Source organism: Candidatus Nitronauta litoralis (genome assembly GCA_015698285.1).
GTDB classification, from domain to species: domain Bacteria; phylum Nitrospinota; class Nitrospinia; order Nitrospinales; family Nitrospinaceae; genus Nitronauta; species Nitronauta litoralis.
Map to the genome: position 1 here is coordinate 3,576,202 of CP048685.1, position 21,876 is coordinate 3,598,077.

The following is a 21,876-nucleotide window of genomic DNA, read 5'->3' on the forward strand; positions in this document are numbered from 1 at the left end:
GTCAGCTTCCTTTTGGAATTTTAATTTTCACTGTTGTCCCCTGACTACTTCCCCCGAATACAGTAAAATCTCCGCCCCAAATTTCCGCCCTCTCCTTCATTCCCAGTAACCCCAGCGACGTAATGCTATTCACCTCATGCCCATTTATCCCCTGCCCATTGTCACGAACTTGCATAATCACACTTTCACTATCCTCATAAAAGTCGACATGGACCTCACTGGCTTCAGCGTGCCTCACAATATTGGTTAAACATTCCTGAAAAATTCTAAATATAGTTGTCGAACGTTTTATATCGAGATTACATTTTGAAGTTTTGTCTGTTAAGAAGAACTTAACACCCGTTTTCTCCTGGAACGTGGTTCCCTGCCAATTTATTGCCTCCACGATACCCAATGAATCCAATACGGGCGGCCTGAGCTCCCTTGAAATCTTTCTCACAACCTCAATATTCTTTTCAATCAGGTTAAACATCATTTTAATGCTGTCATCCACCGCTGGTTTTTTTTCCGGAAGTATGTTTTCCAACAAAGACAGCTCAATTTTCAAACTTGTCAACACCTGCCCAAGGTTGTCATGCACCTCCCTGGCCATTCTCCTGCTTTCCTCTTCACGAATTGAATCGAGTCTTTTATAGAGCTGGCGCAAGTGAATATTATGCTTTTCCTTGGCTTCCTCAGCACGGGTCCTCTCAAGAATACGGCCCAGCAAAACACCGATACTATCCATTACCTCCATTAATCTTTCACTGGGCTTGACATGATCGGAAGAAAAGAACTCCATAACCCCCACTGTTCTATCACCAATCATAATAGGAAACCCCAAACCTGAAGCCACTTCAATTTGATCCGGTTTCCCTGCCCTTGGAAAATTCAAGTCGGACTGCAAGTCGAATATGAAATGTGATTTTCCATCCGCCATCACACGACCCGGTAAACCTTCTCCAGGCTCCAGCCTGCTTTTTTTGGTAACCTCCTGGAAGTTTTTGAACTTTTTTTCATTTTCCAGGTACCAGATTCCTGCGGGATAAAGAGTCTTATTGTCTTCACCGATTAAAAATAAATGCCCGACAGGCCAACCGGTAAAATTGCAAATTTTTCGTAAACTGTATTCAATTGCCTCACCCAGGGAACGGGACAGATTCGTAAACAAGGCGATATCCCGGCTTAACTCAACATAACCAGACTCCTCCTCAATCTGTTTATTGGCTTTTTCCAATAAATCGCTACGTTCCTTCTCTTCCAGAAGGCGCAAATTCATTAAAGAAAAATAGACCGTGAGCCAAAGAGTGGCAACAGTCAAACCGCGGTTAAAAGCCGCAACGGTTTCATCAGTATTAAATGGAGACAGGAAAAAACCCGCAATGGTAAAGACGGATCCTAAAATAGCATTGAAAAAAATCAACTTTCTTGAAATGGCCCACATACCGACCAATATCAAGGCTATATAGGGCATACCCCCGGCAATCCCCAAAGGCAACAACATGTCCAGATAAAGGAATGTAAAAGCCATTCCTAAACTTAATACAAGAAAGCCCCAAATTTGGTTTTGCGATTTCCCCATGATCTCAATTAGTTTAAGTATTAATAGTGACTAATGAAAAAATTATCATAGCTTAAATGTAGGATACAACCAGCAGCAAAAGGACTCGAAAATACGGATTAATTAAGCCGTAGGAATATCCGAATATGGGGATATCGCTACTGACCCGTTGTCAACAAATCATTAAGTCCGGGAGGACATATAGTGAGTGGGATTTACTTAACTACAGCCGAACGCGATTAATGAAGGTGGGAGGATCGGTCTTTTGAATTTGAGCTGTAGGTTCCCAGGTCTCTGTCAAAATTCATCTTCTTGAATTCTTCCCAGTTGTCCCGGAACAAATTAAATCCAATATGATCGAGAGCCTGCATTACTTCCAATTCGGTCATTTCGTTTTCTCCCGCTTCAGAACGGGCATCCTGAATGACAGCATCCAGGTTTTCGCAAAGACGGAGAAACCTTTCTTCATCTTCCCAGAAGATGAGGTCTTTCATAAAGTCAAAAGCCATAACAACGAGATCTCCTTGGATCGGCAGGTGAGAAGAACCCCAATCGGGTCACGATGACATTTTAGTGAAAAATCCCCGGACTGCAAATAAAATCTCTTGAAGATCTTTTTGGATCGATGCTGTATCTCCCGACGCCAGTCGTTCTCTGGAAAATATAGAACCGCCAACAGCTACTGCTTTGGCACCTGATTTCAAGTATTCATGAGCGTTTCCCGCCCGCACACCCCCAACTGCCATCATTTTAATATCTGAAAAAGGTCCTTTTATTTCCTTAAAATAACCTGGGCCCAATTGGGAAGCTGGAAATACCTTGACCATAGCGGCACTCGCATTCCATGCACGTTCAATTTCAGTTGGAGTGAAGGCTCCGGGGAAATACGCAACCTTCTCTTTCGCACAAAATGCAGCTACAGTTTCATTTAAGGTTGGACTCACTAAAAAAGTAGCACCGGAATCCAGGGCTTGCCGAGCCTCATCAACGGAAAGAACCGTCCCCGCTCCAAAAGTAAAACGTCCCGCAAAAGTGCGGGACGCATTTTTTATTATAGTAAAGGCATCGGGAGTGTTGAGTGTCACCTCAACGTACCGGAGTCCTGCATTGTGCGCCGCCTCTAGAACAGGCTCGGTCTGCTCTAGAGAAATACCGCGCAGGATCCCCATGACAGGGCAGGATAAAAATGAATTCAGATTAAAAACCTGCCCGGACATGGTTAATTAAACGTTGGCTTCGTTGAGCAGCTTTTCGTAGAAAGAACGAAAATCGTCCCGCTCCTCTGTTTTGAGATGTGCCATTCCAGCTCTTGGATGAAGGTCCAGAATTCCAGTAACAGCATAAGGAATGGTGTAACCCCATTCGATCTCCTTTTGCATTTTGAGGAAATCAGAGCCAATCAATTCCAGGACCGGACTCAAATCAAACTTGGGGTTTTTAAGAAACCCCAGCAACAGTTCCATCGGGCAATTTCCTGCGGCCCGACCAATTCCAAAAATCGTGGCGTCCAGGTAATTAATATTATTGATGATGGCTTCAATAGTGTTCGCAAATGCCAGTTGCTGGTTGTTATGGGCATGAATTCCGATTTCCTTGGAAGGCATCAACGACTTGTACTTTTTGGCCATGTAAGCGATCTGTTCTGAATACAACGCCCCAAAACTGTCCACCAGATAAACCACATCTGTCGCACATTCTTTCTCAAGTTGAATCAGAGCTTCATCCAGTTCGCGTTCACGTGCATGGGAAACTGCCATAACGTTTACCGTTGTTTCATACCCCTTGTCGTGAATCTGGTTGACCAAATCAATCGCCTTGTCTATATCCTTTACATAGGATGCAACCCGCATCATGGTCACAACACTCTCACTTTTCGGAGGAATGTCCTCTGGGTCCACCCGTCCAATATCCACCATCACGGACAATTTGGCGCCATTCTCAACCCCAATAATGGCATCCTTAAGGTCTTCTTCCTTGCAAAACTTCATGGCGCCAAATTTGGACCGGTCAAACTGAGACTCGTCGGCCTTATAACCCAGTTCGACATAGTCGATCCCGGCTTCACTTGCAGCTTTATATACATTTCTTACCAGTTCAGGGGAGAACTGATGATCATTCATTAATCCACCATCACGGATGGTACAATCCAAAACCTTGATCTCAGGGCGGTACATGTCTTAAAGTCTCCCTTATTCGCCACACAAATTTCCGGGCGAATTCTTCTAATGTCATTTATTGATGAGGGAGTCGATTATAGAAAGTGATTGAGTTTCAGTCAATTAGATAATGAAAAGGGTATTAATATGTCAATAAAGTCTGAAACCGATCACTTCTAATTAAAGTTCTTTTTAAATAGATTTAAACAAAATTTATCAAATTTATAGGGAATGAGGTGCAGCGTGAACTTCTGGCTCGTCAAGCAGGAACCCAGTAAATACAGTTGGGAGGAGTTTTTAAAAGATAAATCCACTTATTGGGATGGGGTCCGCAACTATCAGGCCCGAAACAACCTTTCGGCAATGAAAAAAGGGGATCTGGTGTTTTTCTACCACAGTGTGGTGGGGAAAGAAATCAAGGGGATCGCTAAAATCACCCGTGAGGCCTATCAGGACCCCACAACAGATGATGATCGCTGGGTGGTGGTAGACCTCAAACCGGTTAAATCTATGAAAACACCAGTAACTCTGGACGACATCAAGGGAAACAAGAAACTCGGTGAAATCGCTCTTGTAAAACAGTCACGGCTTTCTGTGATGCCCATGACTGCAGAGGAATTTAAAATCATCCTTGGGATGGGGAACACAACAATTAAGGATATATAAACCCTGAAGCACCTTTTCTATGCTGATAAAAAGGATTAACAAAACTCTCATAAATACATTATTTAAAAGATTTTTTAAACTTCTACTCAAAAATAATAGCATTGGCACATGAAAAAAAATGCAGAGAAACCTGAGCTGATCAGCGCTAACCAGATTGTCAGCCAAAAGGCCCACAATATCCAGTGGATGTTCAACTCCATTGCCCACCGTTATGATCTCCTGAATCGATTGCTCAGCGGCGGGATGGATATAAGATGGCGGCGGAAAATGGTCCGAAAGCTGGCACCAGTTGAGGGAGAATCTATTCTGGATCTGGCCACGGGAACAGCGGATGTAGCTCTCGAAATCCTCCACCAGACCAGGGGCCACCTCAACAGGCTGATCGGCCTGGATTTCAGCCCAGCTATGCTAGCCCTCGCCAAGGACAAGCTGTCAGCAACAGCCGCCACGCCAACCCAAATTGCTCTGGCAGCGGGTGCAGCGGAGTCCATTCCGATATCAGACTCACAATTCGACGGACTCACCGTTGCTTTTGGTGTCCGAAATTATGCAGATCTTGACCGGGGTCTAACTGAAATGGCTCGAGTACTGAAACCTGGTGGACGGGCGATTATTCTTGAATTTTCCCTGCCCCGCTCCCGTATTCTTTGCTTTGGCTATAAGTTATACTTTAAGAAAATACTTCCATTGCTTGGTGGCCTGATATCAGGACAACCTGATGCTTATCAATACCTGCCTGACTCGGTAGAAACGTTTCCTGTTAGAAATGCACTAAGGGAGAAACTGCTTGCAGCGGGGTTCGAGAGCGTGGAATATAAGGACATGAGCCTGGGAATTGTGACCTTGTACCAGGCATTCAAGTCGGAATCAAATCAGCCGTTCAGTCAATAAATTATGAAAAAATTCGTTCTGATCGCATTCTTTTTCCTGATATTTTCCTCGGTGCTGATCAACTATCAGGGTTACCAAATTAAAATTCCGGATATTATCCCCGCTTCCACCGGTCACCTTGCCACAACAATACCGAAAAACTACAACGATCTGCTTTCATTGCAAAAAGCTTTTATCAGGAACGCGCGGCAACTCAGACCTTCGGTCATCAGTATCAACAATCTGAAAGAGCTGAAGCGTAGCCCGCATTCCAACCTGAAGCCGGGGGAAAACTTCCTGAACAGGTTCAAGGACTTCCTCGACAAAACTTTTCGAAAACACTATCAAATGGAGAGCCTCGGGTCAGGAATTCTTCTGACTAATAATGGTTACATCCTGACCAACTATCATGTTGTGGAAGAAACCGACAAAATTCTTGTGAAGCTTTCTGACGGCGAAGAATACAACGCCAAGATCATCGGTCTCGACCCCAAAACCGACTTGGCGGTACTCAAAATATTTTCTCTGACCGGCTTTGACCCTGCACCACTTGGACGATCCGATGATTTAAAGGTAGGCGAATGGGTCATGGCCATCGGCAACCCCTATGGACTCGAGGGAACCGTTACCGTTGGCGTGGTCAGCGGTATTCATCGCAGTGACCTGGGCATCACCACGTTTGAGAACTTCATTCAGACAGACGCTTCGATCAATCCCGGCAACAGCGGTGGCCCCTTGATCAATCTGGACGGACAGGTCGTGGGTATCAATACAGCCGTCGCAGAAATTGGAGCCGGCGTGGGGTTTGCTATCCCCATTCAAATGGCAGTGAAGATTGCTGAAGAGATAATTGAGAAGGGGGAAGTCTCTCGCGGTTGGCTGGGTGTTGGTATCCAGGAACTCACACCTGAGCTCGCGGAATCTTTTCAGGTGGCGATTGATAAGGGAGGCGTTGTCGTCAATAGCGTCGAAACCGGCGCTCCAGCAGACCAGGGCGGCCTCAAGCGCGGCGATATCATTGTCAGCTATGCAGGAGAGCAAGTATCCGATTTAAAAGAGCTGCAAAGAATGGTGGCAGAATCAAACATTGGGGAAGAAATCCCTGTCCAGATATTACGAAACGGCCAAGCCCAGCAGAAAAAGATCACGATTGGAAAAATGATTTCTTAAAAAGGTAACCCCCAATTTTCCCAGACAAAAAATGAATGTATTGCCTCCCACCGAACGTTTTGATCAATCGGAAACCTGGGCCAGAATACGGAAATTTCCCTCATCGGCTTCCAGACGAGGTCTATGAAAAAATCCTCTACCTCCGCAAAACCTATCACAGGGGCCCGCAAAGGAATTGGAAGTTTTCTACCACTGCCATCGGCCTCACGGGGAATTTAGGGGGAAAACCCCCTATGAAATCCTTAAAGAAAAATTGGCCCGTTGAAAAGCTGTGGACTCTCACATATGTTTCATATTGATATTCACGCCAGCGGTTCAATTCTGCTCATCAGCCCCATCATCACAAAGATTTTTTTGGAATCTTACCCTTTTGTTATTCCACAACCTGATTTTTCCTAACGACAAATACAAATTATTTTTCTAAGTCATATAATTAATTAACGACCACACCTCGCTGATTCCCCTTCCAGTTTACTAAATAATAATTTGAATGTTGAAATTTTTGCTTGCCGGTTTTTTTCGTTTCTTATTATTCCGCAATGGAACCTTAGTGATATAGTTGAAGGATACCTAACCAGCGGACGAGGTATTCCAACAAACAGAAATATATCTTAAATCCACCTGATGAAAATACTTCTTGTAGAAGACGATAAGGTATTGAGCCAATTTGTAACCAAGGGACTGCAACAGGAAGGGTTTATCGTGGAAAACGTAAGGACCGGGAATGAAGGTCTGGACCTCGCCACGGAAAGCGTTTTCGATGTACTTATCATTGACATCATGTTGCCCGGCTTGGATGGAATTGACCTCATCCATCGTCTGCGTACCAAAGGGATAGCCACCCCTGTGCTGGTTCTTAGCGCCAAGGCCTCTGTGGATGATCGTGTTCGTGGGCTAATGGCAGGCGGGGACGATTACCTTGTCAAACCCTTTGCTTTCGCCGAACTGGTCGCGAGGATTCAGTCCCTTATGCGTCGGGCGAAGTTAATTCCTGAACCGCAGGAATTAAAAGTGGAAAATTTAATTTTGGATCTCGTCAGACACAAGGCTACCCGCGATGGGAAACTGCTGGACCTTAAATCCGGAGAATGGGCACTACTGGAATTTCTTGTGCGGAATACGGGAAGGGTTGTATCCAAAACTATGATTATGGAGCATGTTTGGGATTTTAATTTTGATCCTCAGACTAATGTTGTGGAATCCCGGATCTGTCGTTTACGGGATAAAGTAGACCGTCCTTTCGAACACAAACTCATCCATACGATACGAGGAGCGGGTTACGTACTTGAGGTTCGGGGTTGATGGGCAAGACGCTCGTTTTTCGATTGACGCTGTTTTACGGCGTTCTTTTAATTATTTTTTCCATCGGAATTTATTTCTGGGCAACACAAAGCACCTCGCAGTTCTACCTGCAAAATGTAGATGACCGCCTTCAAAATGCTTTGATGGAGTTACAAGAAGAATATGAAGATGAAGACTTGGAGGAACTACGGGAAGAATTTCGGGAAGAAGGTGAAGAACAGGGCCAACTTAAAATGTTCTTCAGGTTGATCACTCCTGACAAAAGAAACCTGGTGTCATCAAATCTCACCGCCTGGTCCGATTTACCAGCCCCTCAATCTGAATTCGAAAACCTGCAAAGTGGGGAACCCCAATGGTCCAGCATTAACCTGCCGAGCCGGGATACCCCCGTCCGGATACTAACAATTAGATTGCCAGACGGTAATATCCTCCAGGCCGGAGTGGACTTGGGGGAAGGTGGAAAAATGCTGGTTCGCTTTGATTCCGTGCTCCTCGCTTTGTTGCTTTTCATGTTGATTTTCGGAAGTCTGACAGGAGGCTGGGTGTTACACAATGCCCTGGGTGGAGTTCGGCGCGTCACGGAAACAGCCCTGCAAATCGGCCAATATAATCTCGAGGCACGGGTCCCGATTGAAAACAAGGCAGAGGAAATTGATCAACTGGCGCAGGCGTTCAATTCCATGCTCAATCGAATAGCTTCCTTGATTGAAGAATTAAAGGAAGTTTCGGATAACATTGCACATGACCTCAAACGTCCAGTAACACGAATTCGGGGAATCGCGGAACATGTTTTGATCCAGCCGGAAACAACAGAAGAGATGAAAGAAGTAACGGGTATTATGATTCATGAATGTGACCGACTGGTAGGTACCATCAACACTATGCTTGAAATTTCCCGCCTGGAAGCAATCGGGAAAGTGGAATTCATGGAAACCGTGAATCTTTCCGCTTTATGCCGGAACGCTGTGGAATTATTTGAACCGGTCGCGGAAGACAAAGGGCTTCGAATAGCGCTGGAGGTACCCGACACCCCCATTCTTTTGAAAGGAAATCCCACCCAATTGCAACGCGCGCTGGCCAATATAATAGACAACGCGCTGAATTATTCAAATCAGGGGACCATCACCGTGTCCCTCAAATCATCGGATGGGACCATTCAGGTTGTTATAGCGGATGAAGGCGTGGGGATTCCGACTGAGATTCAATCTAAAATATTTGAGCGATTTTTCCGTGGTGATTCCAGCCGGTCGGAACAAGGTACAGGATTGGGGTTAAGCCTGGTTCATGCCATTGTACTCGCCCATGGCGGCCGGGTAGACCTGGAAAGCCATCCGGGAACAGGAAGCCGGTTTGTTCTGGTGTTTCCCTCCTCCCCGATTTAACCCTCTTCGCAACCTTCCCCAAACATTAATTTTTGGTAATGTTTGCGTCATCTTTCCGTAAGGTTTGAAAGGTAAATTGGATTTACCCGGTTGACTCATACGATCCATTTACTAATTGATTTTTTAACGTTGATCTTAGCCCAGGTTTAACCCAATCTAAAAATGAAGCGCTGGCATGATAAATTGGGGAAACACCGAAAGGCAGTAATGCATTTCAAGGAAGTCAAAACATTGGCAAATGGAAATTCAAAATTCCTGAATTCAGAAGTTCTTAAGTGCCATTTAAAGAAATACTAGAAGCACAAACTCTGCTGAGGGTTCCCATCAATATTTCTGGAAGCAAATATTATTTTTTTTCAAAATTGCGTGCAAGCCCTCAGGCACACAAAGTTTTCCGGAGTTCAAGAAATTGACATTATCAGACACCCATACAGAATTGGAGAACTATAGTCATAGATGGACAGAAAGGTAACACTCCGTTTAAATTCGCATCAAACAGTTATAACTTAAATTTGAAAAATTAATTAACCCTATGAGGGACAAAATGATGCAGCTTACCCATGTTAAATACGGGATTCTAATTGCCATGATCGCCATTTTGTTTGGTGGGTCTATGGGACTTTCATTCGGTTGTTGTGAGGATGATGTAAAGGGATTTCTGAAATCCCAAGCGGAATCGGTTTTTCAGGAAAAGTATGGAGGAGAACAGACTAAAAAAGACAAAGTGGTTAATAAGGCATGGGTCTATATGAAAAGAGCTCACTTACATTCTCAGACCATGGGGGTAATCGCCATTGCATTTTCCCTGTTGGTTGCCTGGCTCAATTTTCATCCCAAAATTCAACTGGGAGTTTCCCTGCTAAGTGGATTGGGTAGTTTGGGATATGGGATTTTCTGGCTGTTGGCCGGAGGGCTTGCTCCCGGTATGGGCGGAACCCACTCAGCCAAGGAAGCGGTCGGCTTGATCGCTCAGTTGTCAGGGGGCGCATTTTTTGTGTCAGGGGTGACTGTTTTTGCAATACTTGCGTATAAAATGTTTGTCAACCGGCAAAAAGAGTCTATCGGAAACTCCTGATGGCTGCAGATTAATATTTCCAGATTAAAAAAGAAAAGGACAAAGATAAAATCGAAAAGGTATTTCCCGAAAAAGTGCTTTATGAGCACGAAGAAGTGGCGCAATTGTTCTGGTGGATTGCGGGGCAAATTCCTGGTTTCACCTGGATGCCTTCTCCATAAAAATTTGGACCGGCTCGGACTGGCACAGGTGATTTTGAATTTGATCGACATCTTCCCCTTGGTCAATGCCGGGCATACGGGAGGAGAACGGATTTAAAAGTATGGTGCCGGTATCGCGCAATTGGCTAATGAAATTCGAGGCCTCATCAAAGCTCGTCAATTCCAAATGGATCGTGAAGAATCGGAGCATTACAAAAATAGTGACCACTAACATGATGTTTGAAAAATGACAATCATAACAAGGTAATTAAGGATAATGACGATGAACTACGACTTTATGGAAACTATGGAACATTATCTTTTACAAGGGTTTGTATTTACCATTGGTCTATTGGTCCTGGCAGTTATTATTTTAATTATCATTGATATAAGTCAGACCAAGGATGCCATTCGCAAAAATTTTCCGGCTTTGGGGAGGTTTCGTTACCTGTTCATCAAATTGGGGGTGTTTTTCCGTCAGTACTTTTTTGCCATGGACCGAGAAGAAATGCCGTTCAATCGGGCTGAGCGGGAATGGATTAGCAGGGCGGCAAATGACTACGACAATACGGTTGCTTTTGGCTCAACCAAAAACCTGAACGCACCGGGGACAGTGATTTTCGTCAATTGTCCGTTTCCCACACTGGATCAGGACTCTATGGAAATACCGTCGCTCAAGATTGGACCTTATTGCAACCATCCCTACGATGCCCCGTCTATATTCAATATTTCTGGTACGAGCTATGGATCTATTTCAATTCCTGCTGTCCAGGCGCTCTCCAAGGGTGCGCGGTTGGCAGGGTGCTGGCTGAATACCGGAGAAGGAGGGCTTACCTCTTATCACCTGGAAGGGGGATGCGATATTGTAATGCAAATCGGCACAGCAAAATACGGTGTACGTAATGATCAAGGTGAGCTTTGCGATCGTAAACTCAAAGAAGTTGCGGCTCATGAACAGGTCAAAATGTTTGAAGTGAAATTGAGTCAGGGCGCAAAACCCGGTAAAGGCGGTATGCTACCGGGTGTCAAAGTGACATCAGAAATTGCCAAAATCCGCGGTATCCCTGAAGGAAAGGATTCCATTTCCCCAAACCGGCACCCTGAAATTAACAGTGTTGAAACATTGCTGGATATGATTGTTCACATCCGAGATGTTACAGGTAAGCCCACTGGTTTTAAGACTGTTATCGGAGGTGATAGCTGGTTGGAAGACATGTGTGAAGAAATTCACAAACGCGGTATTGAAAATGCGCCAGACTTTATTACTGTCGATAGTGGCGATGGCGGTACCGGGGCCGCGCCCATGCCACTCATGGATAATGTCGGGCTGGTGATTAAGGAGTCTTTGCCGTTGGTCTCTGATATTCTTCACAAATATAATCTCCGGAAGCGCATTAGGCTCATTTGTTCGGGCAAGCTGATCACACCTTCGGAAGTAGCATGGGCTATCGCATCTGGTGCTGATTTCGTAACCTCAGCGCGTGGGTTCATGTTTTCACTGGGCTGCATACAAGCTTTAAACTGCAACAAGAATACCTGCCCGACGGGGATCGCAACGCACAACACAAGGCTGCAAAAGGGATTAAATCCTGAAGACAAGGCAGTGAATGTTGCCAATTACTGCAAAAATATTGTTCATGAAGTTGAGACTATTTCTCACTCCTGCGGTGTCGCCAGACCACGCTTGATGGATCGCAGGCATATTCGCATCGTACAAGTAAACAGTAGGTCCATCCCCATGGACGAGTTGTTCCCGCGCCCAGATGTTTTGCCAGATTACAAACACAAATAAGGCTCAATTTAGAAAACACCTTAAATTATTCCCCGTCAGTTAAACCCGGACCAAAATCAGAAAAAAAATTAAGAGACACTTTTTATTAACCTTTCCAATCCAAAGGAAGGCGTTATGAAGAAGGGGTCGAGTGAAAGAGTTGAAAAAGAGAATCGTCATCGGACGGGTAAAAAGTGTTCGACTTGGAAAAAGATTCGTGCTCTTGACTGAAAGTATCTTTCCCTTCTGCCGTCGTGAAGGGATTTCAACTGAGATTCAATCTAAAATATTTGAGCGAATTTTTCGTGGTGATTCCAATCGGTCTGAACAAAACAAGGATTGGGGTTGAGCGTGCTCCATGCCATTCTCCTCCCCATGGCGGGCGTGTGGACCTGAAAAGCCATCCGGGAACAGGAAGCCGGTTTATCCTGGTGTTTCCCCCTCTCCGTTTTAATCCTCCTTGCGATCTTCCTCAAACATTAAAATTTGGTAATGTTTCCGTCATCTTTCCGTAAGGTTTGAAAGGTAAATTGGATTTATCAGGCCGAACAAACCGGCAAATTTTTTGACTATTTTATGGAGGTTACAAAAATGAACAGGAAACCAAAGTCAAGCCAGCAATTGTTAACCGCTCTGATGTTTGTGGCACTTTTGGGATTGGGAATCCAGGGCCCCCAAGTCCAGGCCTCGGAAAATCAGGAAATTCCCTCTAACCTGAATATCAATATGAAACAGGCCATGGACATTGCAAAACAGACAGGCGGCGGAAAGGTTTTGGAAATCGAACTGGAGAAGGAGTATGGCCAATGGGTTTATGAAGCGAAACTTCAAATGCCCAATGGCTGGGAAAAAGAAATCCACATCAATGCCCGGAACGGTAAAGTGATAAAAGTAGAAATCGAATCAAATGAATATGAATAGAAAGAAGAAAACGATAAAGATTAATTAACACTCACGCCTGCATCATGCCCGGTAGCCACAAGGCACCGGGCCTTTTTATATTAGGAGTCGGCAAGCTCTACCAGCAGACCGCAATCGACACGCATTCCAACCTTGGCTTCGCCAGGGTGTATCTCGATAAAATCGCACTCACTGCCGCGCCCAGCACATGGCGTTGCCCCGTATCTTAACTGACCGGGGAACCGAGTACTGCGGCCCATCCCTGCAAACTCTTCCTTCATCTTTCCGGCATTGAGCATTCCAGAATCAAGGTCCGCCATCCGCAGACCAACGGCTCGACTGAAAACATCAACCAGACTCTGCAGAAAGGATTTTACAAAGTAGCGTTCAGGAAGAAGCTGTACCAGTCCATCGAAGCCATTCAAAAGGACATGGACGACTTCATGCGCTATTACAACAACCAAAGAACCAATCAGGGAAAACACTGCCAGAACAGAACACTCATGCAGACCTTCCTGGACGGAAGATCTCTCTATCCACAATACATGTTTGAAAACAACGTGGAGGAAAACCAAGCCGCATAGTACAATCTAAAATCCTTAACCAGAAAACCACCTGTAATCGCAAATGTTGCGCAGAGCAATTATATTGACCAAACCGCTGCATAACTTGACCATCTTTATCGGAGCCGTAAACGGTAGAAAAGAAAATTGCGTCACGCTCATGGTAAAGGAACTATTCATCCTCAAAAATGAGATCGAAGAGCTTTATATAAATACAAACACTGCCTACGACCTTTTGTGCGCAATCATTACTACCCTTAAGTTCGGCTTGAGGCTTACCAGCCCGTCAATCCGAACGTGCGACCACGCCTCATCGCCAGACCTCGAGCATGCGCTGCATGTATTCTCTGCACCCCCGCACCTGGGTGCTCACGGTGCACGCTGAAGATTAATCGAGGTTAGCTGATTCACGCTTTCGATACCACTCAGCTCGAGGTGGTCTCCGTTGACCTGGAACCGCCCCGAGAACTGGAACTTGGGGTGCACCGTGCGAAGCTGGTTTCTCTCCACATCGTAGGATGTCCATAGATCGGTTACCCGGCCGTTGAGATCCCGAACGTGGAGATAACTACCTTCTTCAAAGTACATACGGTCGAAGCCGAGCGTTGCCGGCTCGATCCGGCTTCCGGTCTGTTCCACAGCGTCAAGTACGATCCAGGTTCCGTATACGGGCGAGAACCAGTCACTATGGTACCGGGTACGGTACAGGTCAACTCCGTGATATGCGAGGAAGGCCAGCGCGATCAGACTCGCCAGCAGTGTTCGCCGTCGTGATGCAGGTTCTGCATCATAATCCCACAGTAGTGCCAGGACCCTCGGGCCATGAGCGACGATGAGATAAACGCTCATCATCGTGAACACAATAGAATTCCAACCGATGGGAACACCGTATTCGAAGTTCACGAACGTGATGTTGACCATGATCGAAAAAGTCGCGATCGCGCCTACCAAGGCAGTCCTGCGGGCGATCATAAGGCATCCGGCGATCACCTCGAACGCTCCCAGGAACAGCCCGTAGACGCGGGAGTGGGAGAAGAATATCCAGGCGCGATCAAACGGTTGGAGGTGCTCGGCGAGCACATCGTTCCAATATAGCTTCGGCGTGAACTGTATCGGGATGATCTTGACGAGGCCGTACTTCAGCATCGTGAACGCCAGAAAGTACCGCAGAACGATCTGGATGGCGGATGCCCAGGCATTCTGCTGCTGCTCGGGACGGCGTCCGATCCATACCGCGAATCCACACGCGCACAGCAGGATAATCAAATAGATGACGACCGCCGCCGTGCTGAACGGAGAGTAGTAAGGTGTGACGACCGATTGAACCTCTACGGACCAGAAGAACGCTGCGATACCGCACAGGGCGAAACCAGAAGCCAGAAAGGCCAGAAAAAGTGGGACTCTGAGCCGCTCACCCCACATACCCTTTCTCATCCGCATCATGAATAGGATTCAAGCGATAGTTTAACAGTCAAATCTTCCACTGGCATGGTCAGGTTTTCCAATGCACTGCTCTCCCTTATGCATGACTCATCCCATTGGATCACGCCGAGGATATTGGCGGTTCAACCAAGCGTCAATGACATTGGGCCGAAACACCAACGGACTTCTGGTTAGGAGGGCAGCATCTGAAAGCTGCCCTCCTAACGATTCAATGCTTCGATCGCATGCCCTCACACCAGGTCACAAACTAATAGGTGATCGAGTATCCAATCGTCGCCGTTGCACCGCGTGACGGGGTATAGCTGCGGTTAGTAAAGGAATCCGACTGCGTTTGCGGTGCAAAGTAGAGCTCGTTCAGCACATTCTCCACCCCAAACCGTAACGTCCCTGGACCGGCCTGTATACTGCTGATCAGATCGACGGTCACAAAACTCTCGATCGGAAACTGTTCCACCCCGGCATCGAATGCCAAATCTCGGGATCCTGAGTACAAAATCTGGACACGGTTTCGCCAACTCAGGTCAGGGCACGTCAGATGCTCCACGTATCCGGTCACTTTCACGGGTGGAATCACGCTAGTGGCCATGGGTGTAAAACTTCCGTCACCATCCGTATCGTTCACGCCAAGCAGATAGCTCACCGTCGTCCCCACCTGCCAGTTATCGATTGGCGTCGCGTCAGCGGTAAATTCCAGCCCCCACCTTCGCTCTGGAGCGCGGACAAGGGTATTCTCTACCGCGTCGAAGGATGCGCCCAACTCAGACTTGTTGTAGAAGACGGCTAGGCTCCCTTGCACGCGTTCCCAATCTCCTCTGGCACCCAGCTCATAATTCTCCGTTTTAATCGGTACGAATCTTTGGTCTTCAGTCGTAACCCTCAGGGACGTCCATTGGGGGAGAATAAAGCCTTCCGAATAGTTGAAAAACATACTGACCGCATCAGACACCTGAGCCGTGACCCCCGCGTTGAATAACGTCGCGTCAAGACTGGTATCGGTGGCGCTACCGAACTGCGATTCGGGCGTGGTAGGGAAATACGAGTCTGAGGCGTTGATCCAAATTCGCTCGTGGCGGAAGCCGCCACGGAACGTGACCCATTCCAACGGACTCACCTCGGTTTGCAGAAAGAATCCGAGATCCTGTTGTCTCCCGGACATACCCCGCGCTTCGCGCATGAACTGAAATACTCGCCCGCCGCTGGCATTGTAAGCAGGCGTGTCGAAAACGTCGGTGGTCGAAGACGTCTCTTCGTTGTTGTAGTCGACCCCGTAGAGTAACCGCGGATTCCAGGCGACAGGGATAGGTGTCACTATCTGGAGACGCCCCCCATAGACGTCAGATTCAGTCCGTCCGGCCTGGATGGGCCATGTGAGCCCCGGAGAACTGAATGCCGACAGATTAAAGGGAGGAAACAACGCACGCACTCGGCGGTAATACCCTTGCGCCGTCAGTTGACTGCCCCACAGATCCTGATGTGTATAGTCCAGACTGGTCACGAGGTTTTTTTGATGCGGTTCATCTTCCAGCGACAGGCCTTCGAGAAGCCTGGCTTTGGTCCGGCATCCTGTAAAGGGCGAACACGTATCATCAACGTTCTGGTCGAACGTATAATCCGTGTCTGTTTCGACGTCATGATAGTTGGTCGAGAGCTGAATCCGCTGCTGTTGGTCGATGTCGTAGCCAACCTTGCCGTGGATGTTGAAAACGTTGGTGTCGGCCAGCGCGCCGGTGTAATTCTGATAGCCGGGCATGGTGCGGTCGCCATCGGCATCGAACTGGCCGCCGGTTCGGGAGAATGTCCCCGTCACCGTGTAGTCAATCGGGCCGCTCCCTCCCGTCACACCTTGCGTCAGCGACCCTCCGAAACTGTCGTCCGGATGCGCCAGGGACATATTGCCTGTCACATTCGTGTTCAACGTCAGCGTCCCTTTGACCGCCTTTTTAGTGATGATGTTGATCAGCCCACCGCTGGCGCCTTTGCCGTAGATGGCCGTTGCCCCTCTAATAACTTCGATGCGCTCGATGGATGCCGGGTCGATGGTATTGAGGTCCCGGCCGATGTTGATGCTGGAGTATTGGGGCACCCCGTCGATCATGACCAGCGTGTTTCGCCCACGAATTCCCTGCCCGAAGTTATCCGTACTCTGGTTGCTCAACGCCAGACCCGGCACGAGCTTGGGCAAAACCTCGCCGAGATTACGGGTTTGACTGATGGTGGTTTGCTGCGCGAGCTCTTCTTTGGTCACGATCGTGACGGATTGCGACACGGTTTTGAGCGAATCGCTCATACGCGTGACGTTAATGTCAAGTTCATTGAGGAGTATAGATGATTTGGTCTCTTTCTTGGGTGGCTCTGCAGTTGCGTTAGTAACCGATCCAACCAAGAGAGTCATGCTGATTAACAAGCACCCTGCTTGCAGGACGGAGAGGCGATTAACTATATGACTTTGTCCCATTTTATATGTCCTTGTGGTTTTGATAACTATTGATGATTCATTACTAGTTAACGGCTCTTGAAAGGGGCTAAAATCCAGTCATGAGGCGGCGAAACCCGACTTTAAACACGTTCTCGATTTTCGATGAAGAAGTTCAAGCAAATTATGAAGTTTTTTGCACTCGATATTGAGGCGAGTAAAATCGCCTAATTGACGGATTTGAACCGCAACACGATCAACAAATATCGGCGGTTGATCCGGGAAAGAATCGCCGAAGAGAGCGAACTGGAGTCCCCCTTTTCAGGAGAAATCGAAGTCAATGAAGCAAGCTTTTGAATTTGCAAATTATTTGCAAAAATGGAGGCCACGATAATATATATTTTTATTAAATGCAAAGTATTTGCAAAAAATTATTATGCCCTAGTTTTCAAAGGCAGTTTTCACGACTAAAGAAAGAGAGGAGAACCTTTAAAGGTATTACGACAAATTGATTAAGAAACGGGCCCTGATCCTTTGAAATTATTTATTCTGGGTGCCAATATTTCCGCAAGTCCCATGCACGATTTGCAGGAAAGGTTGTTCCATAACTGCCACTTTGCCCGAACTTGGGGTCACCCGCTTAACGTCAGTCTTCTCGCGTATGAGCAGCTCGAAGAAATTCGCTACTTCTCGCAGGAGCGACGCGTATTCGACACCCGTCGGATGCTTAACCTCCATGCTGAAGAAAGGCAAAACACCGATCGCTATCGAGTTAAAATCGAGCATGCCGATCGAATTCTCCGGAAAAGAAGAAGGGTGTATTTGCAAAGAAATTGTCGAGTGAGGGTATGGTCAATGTTTTTCGGATACGGACAAGAAAGAAGTATTCATCTCAGGAGAAAATAGGGATAGTTCTGGATGGACTAAGAGGTGATGAGAGTATCTCGGCGATCTGCCGTCGTGAAGGGATTCCGGATAACCTGTATTACCTCTGGAGCAAGGATTTTCTTAAAGCTGGGAAGAAACAGATGATAGAGATATGGCCAGAGAAGCGAACTCCACTGAGTTAACGGATTTAAATAAAGAGATTGGACATCTCAAGCCGTTGGTGGCAGAAATGGCCTTGAAGAATCGAGTCCTTAAAATAAGTATGGATGGCACGGATTCAGAGAAATTCGGTATATGAGATACGGTCCGTCTGAGAAACGAGAAATCATCCTCCCTGTTTAGGAGTCTGTGCTATCAGTACGCAGGGCCGGGTCTCCGGTTAATCAAACCAGATTCTCCTTTTTCCTCGTAGGCCCGCCTCCATTCATAGAATGTGGTTCTTGAAATCCTAAAATAGCGGAAGGTTTTGGAAACGTTTCTGATTGGCTTTGCGGGATCTAAGGCTCGAAGCTTACGATGAATATCTCATTCTTCTGGTGTTATCACGACCTCCGGTTGATAAAGTTCTAAAATTGCCAAAACCTGTCAACCGATCTCGTGGATTTCACATTTTAGGAATTCAATTTTTGAAATTTCTGCATCGTGATTGTCGGGCTTAATTATTTTTCCATTCCCAGCTAGTTCCACAGGAACATCTGCACTCACCACACTCCTCCCCTATCCCAACTTTTTTATAGTTCCCAGTGTTTAACTAACCACCTCAAACCCCACTCCAGTAATTGCCGAAGACACTTTTTCAAGTGGCGTGGCGGTCTCATCAAATTCCACGGCGACTTCCTTTTTGTCCAAATCTACATTGACTGATTGAATACCAGCCAACCCTTGCACCGCTTTGGTCACCGTTTCGGCGCAGTGGCCGCAAGTCATTCCTTCTACTTTTAATATTTCCTGAGCCATATTTTTTTTCTCCCTTTCTTCCTTCTAAAATTTTCTCAATATTTTAAGACAAACTCATATGCGAGATTTGGCTTGCTCCCCCTTTAACGAAAAGAGCTGGGGAAATCCTTCCATCTTCTTTTACTTCATAAAAAAGAATCTTTCAATTGGATATACGTAGCAATCCCTCTGGCTTCGCCTTCCCCCTTCCAGAAAGGGGAATATTGAATTCACCCCAAACTGCCTTTCCTAATGGTAATCTAAAACTGAAGCGGGTTCCTTTGACATCAGAAATATTATCCCACAGTTTGGATTAAGACGGAGGCTGGAACGAAAATATCATGAGCGATTCTGAAAACTATCGAACAGCAAATTTGATCGTTAAAAACCAACGGGTGTCCGACGGTCAGGGTGTGAAAATTTTACGCGCTCTGGGCACACGCCAGTTAGTGCAAGCCGACCCTTTCCTTCTCCTCGACGAGTTTAAATCGGACGAGCCTCTGGATTATATTGGGGGATTCCCGGATCACCCGCACCGTGGATTCCAGACGGTGACCTACATGCTGGCAGGACGTATGCGTCACAAAGACAATAAGGGGCATGCGGGCGTGCTCACTCCTGGCTCAGTGCAATGGATGAAAGCTGGACGCGGGATTATTCATTCGGAAATGCCGGAACAGGATGAAGGTCTTCTACACGGTTTTCAACTTTGGGTTAATTTGCCCGCCAGTGAAAAAATGTCCGAACCTTTCTATCATGAGTTTTCCAGTGAAAAGATTCCAACCGTATCGCGCGTGGGATGCGTCCTCAAGGTAATTGCCGGGAAAACACAGGAGGGGAACATAGGAGCAGTTCAAGGTATTACGGGTGATCCTGTTTACCTGGATGTCCAACTTTTACCTGACAGCGAATTTTCTGAAAAACTGGAAAGAGACCACACTGCCCTCCTTTATATGTTTGAAGGCAAAGGATCTATAGTTTCCCTGGATAAAACAGAACTCCTGGAAACAGGAAACCTTGCTGAATTGGGATCTGGGAATCGGGTAAAAATCCGGGCTGGAAAAAGCGGTTGCCGCTTTTTATTAATCGCGAGCTCTCCCTTCAAGGAACCCATTGCCCGGCAAGGACCCTTTGTAATGAACACCGAAAACGAGGTCCGACAAGCTGCCCTGGACTACGCTACCGGAAATTTTTAGGAAATAATGTTGCCCCTAAGGAGCAGGAAAAAAATAAGGGGTTCATCAACAGGTGGGGAGACTCGCCCTGTGATGAACCCCAAAAGGAGAAAAACTAGTTGAATTTATTATAGTTTTGGCATTTTTATAATTCAAGCCCCAATCTTCACCATGCTTTCAGCAAACAGCTTGAACCCTCCAATTTCATTGATCTTAGCCTTATTAGAGCAAAGGCCTGTTTTTATCTCCTTTATCTAAAAACTCCGCCCAACCCAGAGAAATAATGGTTGTTCTCTAAAAATCGTATTTTTTTCTAAAGGTATTTTGCTCAGGTTCCGCAATAAACAGGTGAGTGGGCCGGGAGGGCCCGAATTACTCATTAGCACCATATTAAGGAGGATATGGATATGCTTCATCGAATCTTCAATGACTTGTCATTTCCTGCGCAGCGTTCTTCAAGACCCTTTGAAGAAAATTCTGCCGTTTCACCGGATCATCCCACAACTCTAAACCCAACTGATCAAATTAGTGTTGATCCCAAGGGCCCTGCCCTTACCGAAAATCTTCGGACATCAAACCAAAGCTTCGCAAACGAAGTTAGTGACATCACCCATGATCTTGAGTTGGTTAGTGTTCTGGACAGCTCTCTTCAAAAACAAACTGAGTTAATTATTCAACTAAGGAATTTGGCTTCTGAAGCCGCTACAGAATCTATAAGCGCAACCGAGCGTGAAGCAATTAATCTGGAATTCGAGCAACTCAAAGAAAAACTGGATAGGATTGATGTATCGCAAGCGTTTGATAGTCAGAGTTCAAATATTCTGGAAAACAAGATAAACAAGGAAGCGTTTAATAAAGAAATCTCAGGTTTATCTCAAGAACAAGTCACCACTCCGCGGGAAGCGTTATCCGCAATGGATGCCTTGGTGAGAGCACTCAATAAATTAGGAAGTATAAAAGAGGAAGCAGGATCTGCCCGGGCCAGGCTCGAAAAAGCCCTGGGCAATTTAAATATCAAAATAGAAAACTTAAGCGCAGCCGAGCCCGCGGCGCGGGATGAAAATATTGTCAGTGAATTGACCCGTTTCACGCGGGAACAGATCCTGACTCAATCGGCCACAGCTATGGTGGGGCAGGCCAACCTAATACCTCAGGGTGTTTTTGAACTGGTCGAGGAGTTATGAGTGAATTCAACCCATCATACAAAATAGAGCGCAAAGCAGGTATCACCCCCTCTTCTAAAGCAGAAAAAAAACAAAACCAGGGGAAAGCATCTTCTATTCCTCAAGATAATGACAAAGTAAGCCTTTCCCCTGCTTCGAGGATCCCTGGACAAAGACGTACGTCGGAAGTCCGCCGCGATATGGTTGAAAAGTTTAAAACAGTTCTGGGGAATGGGGCCTATCAAATAAAAGCGGACGAAATTGCCGACAAAATGGTTCAAAAGATCCGTGAAAACAAGGGGCCTTCTATTTTCTGATTTTTT

At 46.4% G+C, this 21,876-nt stretch carries 24 protein-coding genes; 15 read left to right on the plus strand and 9 right to left on the minus strand.

The features are described 5' to 3' along the window. Position 1: 1 nt before the first annotated feature. The 4 genes from G3M70_16345 to G3M70_16360 form a co-directional block, all read right to left on the minus strand. Entirely contained in the window at positions 2–1,510 is a 1,509-nt protein-coding gene (locus tag G3M70_16345; GenBank protein ID QPJ63362.1) for a GAF domain-containing sensor histidine kinase, read from the minus strand. 269 nt (positions 1,511–1,779) lie between these two features. Then, a complete protein-coding gene (locus G3M70_16350; protein ID QPJ63363.1) occupies positions 1,780–2,049 on the minus strand; it encodes a hypothetical protein in 270 nt (89 codons plus the stop codon). Positions 2,050–2,097: 48 nt separating this feature from the next. Then, positions 2,098–2,757, minus strand: a complete 660-nt coding sequence (locus tag G3M70_16355) for a bifunctional 4-hydroxy-2-oxoglutarate aldolase/2-dehydro-3-deoxy-phosphogluconate aldolase (GenBank protein ID QPJ63364.1) — start codon at positions 2,755–2,757, stop codon at positions 2,098–2,100. A 6-nt stretch (positions 2,758–2,763) separates the two neighbouring features. Then, the gene (locus G3M70_16360; GenBank protein QPJ63365.1) at positions 2,764–3,714 is read right to left on the minus strand and encodes a nucleoid-structuring protein H-NS; all 951 of its coding nucleotides are present in this window, start codon (positions 3,712–3,714) and stop codon (positions 2,764–2,766) included. Between the two features lie 225 nt (positions 3,715–3,939). On the opposite strand from G3M70_16360, the gene G3M70_16365 reads away from it, so the two are divergent. From G3M70_16365 to G3M70_16415, 11 genes are all read left to right on the plus strand, one after another. Continuing rightward, complete coding sequence (locus G3M70_16365) at positions 3,940–4,362, plus strand: EVE domain-containing protein (protein ID QPJ63366.1); 423 nt, start codon at positions 3,940–3,942, stop codon at positions 4,360–4,362. A gap of 108 nt (positions 4,363–4,470) precedes the next feature. After that, positions 4,471–5,253 carry a bifunctional demethylmenaquinone methyltransferase/2-methoxy-6-polyprenyl-1,4-benzoquinol methylase UbiE gene (gene ubiE, locus G3M70_16370; GenBank protein ID QPJ63367.1) on the plus strand — a complete coding sequence of 261 codons (783 nt, stop codon included), beginning with the start codon at positions 4,471–4,473 and terminating at the stop codon, positions 5,251–5,253. 3 nt (positions 5,254–5,256) lie between these two features. Further along, positions 5,257–6,402, plus strand: coding sequence for a trypsin-like serine protease (locus G3M70_16375; GenBank protein ID QPJ63368.1), 1,146 nt, complete (start codon positions 5,257–5,259; stop codon positions 6,400–6,402). Between the two features lie 624 nt (positions 6,403–7,026). After that, positions 7,027–7,704: a response regulator transcription factor gene (locus G3M70_16380; protein ID QPJ63369.1), complete on the plus strand. Its 678-nt coding sequence runs from the start codon at positions 7,027–7,029 to the stop codon at positions 7,702–7,704. Further along, complete coding sequence (locus tag G3M70_16385; GenBank protein ID QPJ63370.1) at positions 7,704–9,086, plus strand: HAMP domain-containing histidine kinase; 1,383 nt, start codon at positions 7,704–7,706, stop codon at positions 9,084–9,086. The genes G3M70_16380 and G3M70_16385 overlap by 1 nt, the downstream gene beginning before the upstream one ends. Positions 9,087–9,630: 544 nt before the next feature. Next, positions 9,631–10,161, plus strand: a complete 531-nt coding sequence (locus G3M70_16390; protein ID QPJ63371.1) for a hypothetical protein — start codon at positions 9,631–9,633, stop codon at positions 10,159–10,161. An 81-nt stretch (positions 10,162–10,242) separates the two neighbouring features. Beyond that, on the plus strand, positions 10,243–10,419 hold the full coding sequence (locus G3M70_16395) for a hypothetical protein (protein QPJ63372.1): 177 nt from the start codon (positions 10,243–10,245) through the stop codon (positions 10,417–10,419). 189 nt (positions 10,420–10,608) lie between these two features. Next, positions 10,609–12,093, plus strand: coding sequence for an FMN-binding glutamate synthase family protein (locus tag G3M70_16400; GenBank protein ID QPJ63852.1), 1,485 nt, complete (start codon positions 10,609–10,611; stop codon positions 12,091–12,093). Positions 12,094–12,663: 570 nt separating this feature from the next. Further along, on the plus strand, positions 12,664–12,993 hold the full coding sequence (locus G3M70_16405) for a PepSY domain-containing protein (protein ID QPJ63373.1): 330 nt from the start codon (positions 12,664–12,666) through the stop codon (positions 12,991–12,993). Positions 12,994–13,202: 209 nt separating this feature from the next. Then, a complete protein-coding gene (locus G3M70_16410) occupies positions 13,203–13,556 on the plus strand; it encodes a transposase (protein QPJ63853.1) in 354 nt (117 codons plus the stop codon). Between the two features lie 64 nt (positions 13,557–13,620). Further along, positions 13,621–13,920: a hypothetical protein gene (locus G3M70_16415; GenBank protein QPJ63374.1), complete on the plus strand. Its 300-nt coding sequence runs from the start codon at positions 13,621–13,623 to the stop codon at positions 13,918–13,920. On the opposite strand, the gene G3M70_16420 is transcribed toward G3M70_16415, so the two are convergent. The 3 genes from G3M70_16420 to G3M70_16430 form a co-directional block, all read right to left on the minus strand. Then, positions 13,905–14,978: a hypothetical protein gene (locus G3M70_16420; GenBank protein QPJ63375.1), complete on the minus strand. Its 1,074-nt coding sequence runs from the start codon at positions 14,976–14,978 to the stop codon at positions 13,905–13,907. The two genes, G3M70_16415 and G3M70_16420, sit on opposite strands and share 16 nt — an antisense overlap. A gap of 247 nt (positions 14,979–15,225) precedes the next feature. After that, on the minus strand, positions 15,226–17,265 hold the full coding sequence (locus G3M70_16425) for a TonB-dependent receptor (protein QPJ63376.1): 2,040 nt from the start codon (positions 17,263–17,265) through the stop codon (positions 15,226–15,228). A 666-nt stretch (positions 17,266–17,931) separates the two neighbouring features. Beyond that, complete coding sequence (locus G3M70_16430; GenBank protein QPJ63377.1) at positions 17,932–18,177, minus strand: NAD(P)-binding domain-containing protein; 246 nt, start codon at positions 18,175–18,177, stop codon at positions 17,932–17,934. 62 nt (positions 18,178–18,239) lie between these two features. Between G3M70_16430 and G3M70_16435 the strand changes: the two genes are divergently transcribed. Continuing rightward, entirely contained in the window at positions 18,240–18,461 is a 222-nt protein-coding gene (locus tag G3M70_16435; GenBank protein ID QPJ63378.1) for a transposase, read from the plus strand. Between the two features lie 172 nt (positions 18,462–18,633). Here the strand turns inward: G3M70_16435 and G3M70_16440 are convergent, their stop codons facing one another. Both G3M70_16440 and G3M70_16445 read right to left on the minus strand, forming a co-directional pair. After that, on the minus strand, positions 18,634–18,801 hold the full coding sequence (locus G3M70_16440) for a helix-turn-helix domain-containing protein (GenBank protein QPJ63854.1): 168 nt from the start codon (positions 18,799–18,801) through the stop codon (positions 18,634–18,636). A gap of 225 nt (positions 18,802–19,026) precedes the next feature. Further along, positions 19,027–19,236, minus strand: coding sequence for a heavy-metal-associated domain-containing protein (locus G3M70_16445; GenBank protein ID QPJ63379.1), 210 nt, complete (start codon positions 19,234–19,236; stop codon positions 19,027–19,029). Positions 19,237–19,556: 320 nt separating this feature from the next. Between G3M70_16445 and G3M70_16450 the strand changes: the two genes are divergently transcribed. From G3M70_16450 to G3M70_16460, 3 genes are all read left to right on the plus strand, one after another. Then, entirely contained in the window at positions 19,557–20,411 is an 855-nt protein-coding gene (locus G3M70_16450) for a pirin family protein (GenBank protein ID QPJ63380.1), read from the plus strand. Between the two features lie 386 nt (positions 20,412–20,797). After that, complete coding sequence (locus G3M70_16455) at positions 20,798–21,574, plus strand: hypothetical protein (GenBank protein QPJ63381.1); 777 nt, start codon at positions 20,798–20,800, stop codon at positions 21,572–21,574. After that, a complete protein-coding gene (locus G3M70_16460) occupies positions 21,571–21,870 on the plus strand; it encodes a flagellar biosynthesis anti-sigma factor FlgM (protein QPJ63382.1) in 300 nt (99 codons plus the stop codon). Before G3M70_16455 ends, G3M70_16460 begins: the two co-directional genes overlap by 4 nt. The last annotated feature ends 6 nt before the right edge of the window (positions 21,871–21,876 follow it).

What these genes read in the sequence shown, in the direction of transcription:
- G3M70_16345 (QPJ63362.1), bottom strand. Translation starts at nt 1,510, where the DNA reads ATGGCTTTTACATTCCTTTATCTGGACATGTTGTTGCCTTTGGGGATT.
- G3M70_16350 (QPJ63363.1), bottom strand. Translation starts at nt 2,049, where the DNA reads ATGGCTTTTGACTTTATGAAAGACCTCATCTTCTGGGAAGATGAAGAA.
- G3M70_16355 (QPJ63364.1), bottom strand. Translation starts at nt 2,757, where the DNA reads ATGTCCGGGCAGGTTTTTAATCTGAATTCATTTTTATCCTGCCCTGTC.
- G3M70_16360 (QPJ63365.1), bottom strand. Translation starts at nt 3,714, where the DNA reads ATGTACCGCCCTGAGATCAAGGTTTTGGATTGTACCATCCGTGATGGT.
- ubiE (QPJ63367.1), top strand. Translation starts at nt 4,471, where the DNA reads ATGAAAAAAAATGCAGAGAAACCTGAGCTGATCAGCGCTAACCAGATT.
- G3M70_16375 (QPJ63368.1), top strand. Translation starts at nt 5,257, where the DNA reads ATGAAAAAATTCGTTCTGATCGCATTCTTTTTCCTGATATTTTCCTCG.
- G3M70_16380 (QPJ63369.1), top strand. Translation starts at nt 7,027, where the DNA reads ATGAAAATACTTCTTGTAGAAGACGATAAGGTATTGAGCCAATTTGTA.
- G3M70_16385 (QPJ63370.1), top strand. Translation starts at nt 7,704, where the DNA reads ATGGGCAAGACGCTCGTTTTTCGATTGACGCTGTTTTACGGCGTTCTT.
- G3M70_16390 (QPJ63371.1), top strand. Translation starts at nt 9,631, where the DNA reads ATGATGCAGCTTACCCATGTTAAATACGGGATTCTAATTGCCATGATC.
- G3M70_16395 (QPJ63372.1), top strand. Translation starts at nt 10,243, where the DNA reads ATGAGCACGAAGAAGTGGCGCAATTGTTCTGGTGGATTGCGGGGCAAA.
- G3M70_16400 (QPJ63852.1), top strand. Translation starts at nt 10,609, where the DNA reads ATGGAACATTATCTTTTACAAGGGTTTGTATTTACCATTGGTCTATTG.
- G3M70_16405 (QPJ63373.1), top strand. Translation starts at nt 12,664, where the DNA reads ATGAACAGGAAACCAAAGTCAAGCCAGCAATTGTTAACCGCTCTGATG.
- G3M70_16420 (QPJ63375.1), bottom strand. Translation starts at nt 14,978, where the DNA reads ATGATGCGGATGAGAAAGGGTATGTGGGGTGAGCGGCTCAGAGTCCCA.
- G3M70_16425 (QPJ63376.1), bottom strand. Translation starts at nt 17,265, where the DNA reads ATGAGCGATTCGCTCAAAACCGTGTCGCAATCCGTCACGATCGTGACC.
- G3M70_16430 (QPJ63377.1), bottom strand. Translation starts at nt 18,177, where the DNA reads ATGCTCGATTTTAACTCGATAGCGATCGGTGTTTTGCCTTTCTTCAGC.
- G3M70_16435 (QPJ63378.1), top strand. Translation starts at nt 18,240, where the DNA reads ATGGTCAATGTTTTTCGGATACGGACAAGAAAGAAGTATTCATCTCAG.
- G3M70_16445 (QPJ63379.1), bottom strand. Translation starts at nt 19,236, where the DNA reads ATGGCTCAGGAAATATTAAAAGTAGAAGGAATGACTTGCGGCCACTGC.
- G3M70_16450 (QPJ63380.1), top strand. Translation starts at nt 19,557, where the DNA reads ATGAGCGATTCTGAAAACTATCGAACAGCAAATTTGATCGTTAAAAAC.
- G3M70_16455 (QPJ63381.1), top strand. Translation starts at nt 20,798, where the DNA reads ATGCTTCATCGAATCTTCAATGACTTGTCATTTCCTGCGCAGCGTTCT.
- G3M70_16460 (QPJ63382.1), top strand. Translation starts at nt 21,571, where the DNA reads ATGAGTGAATTCAACCCATCATACAAAATAGAGCGCAAAGCAGGTATC.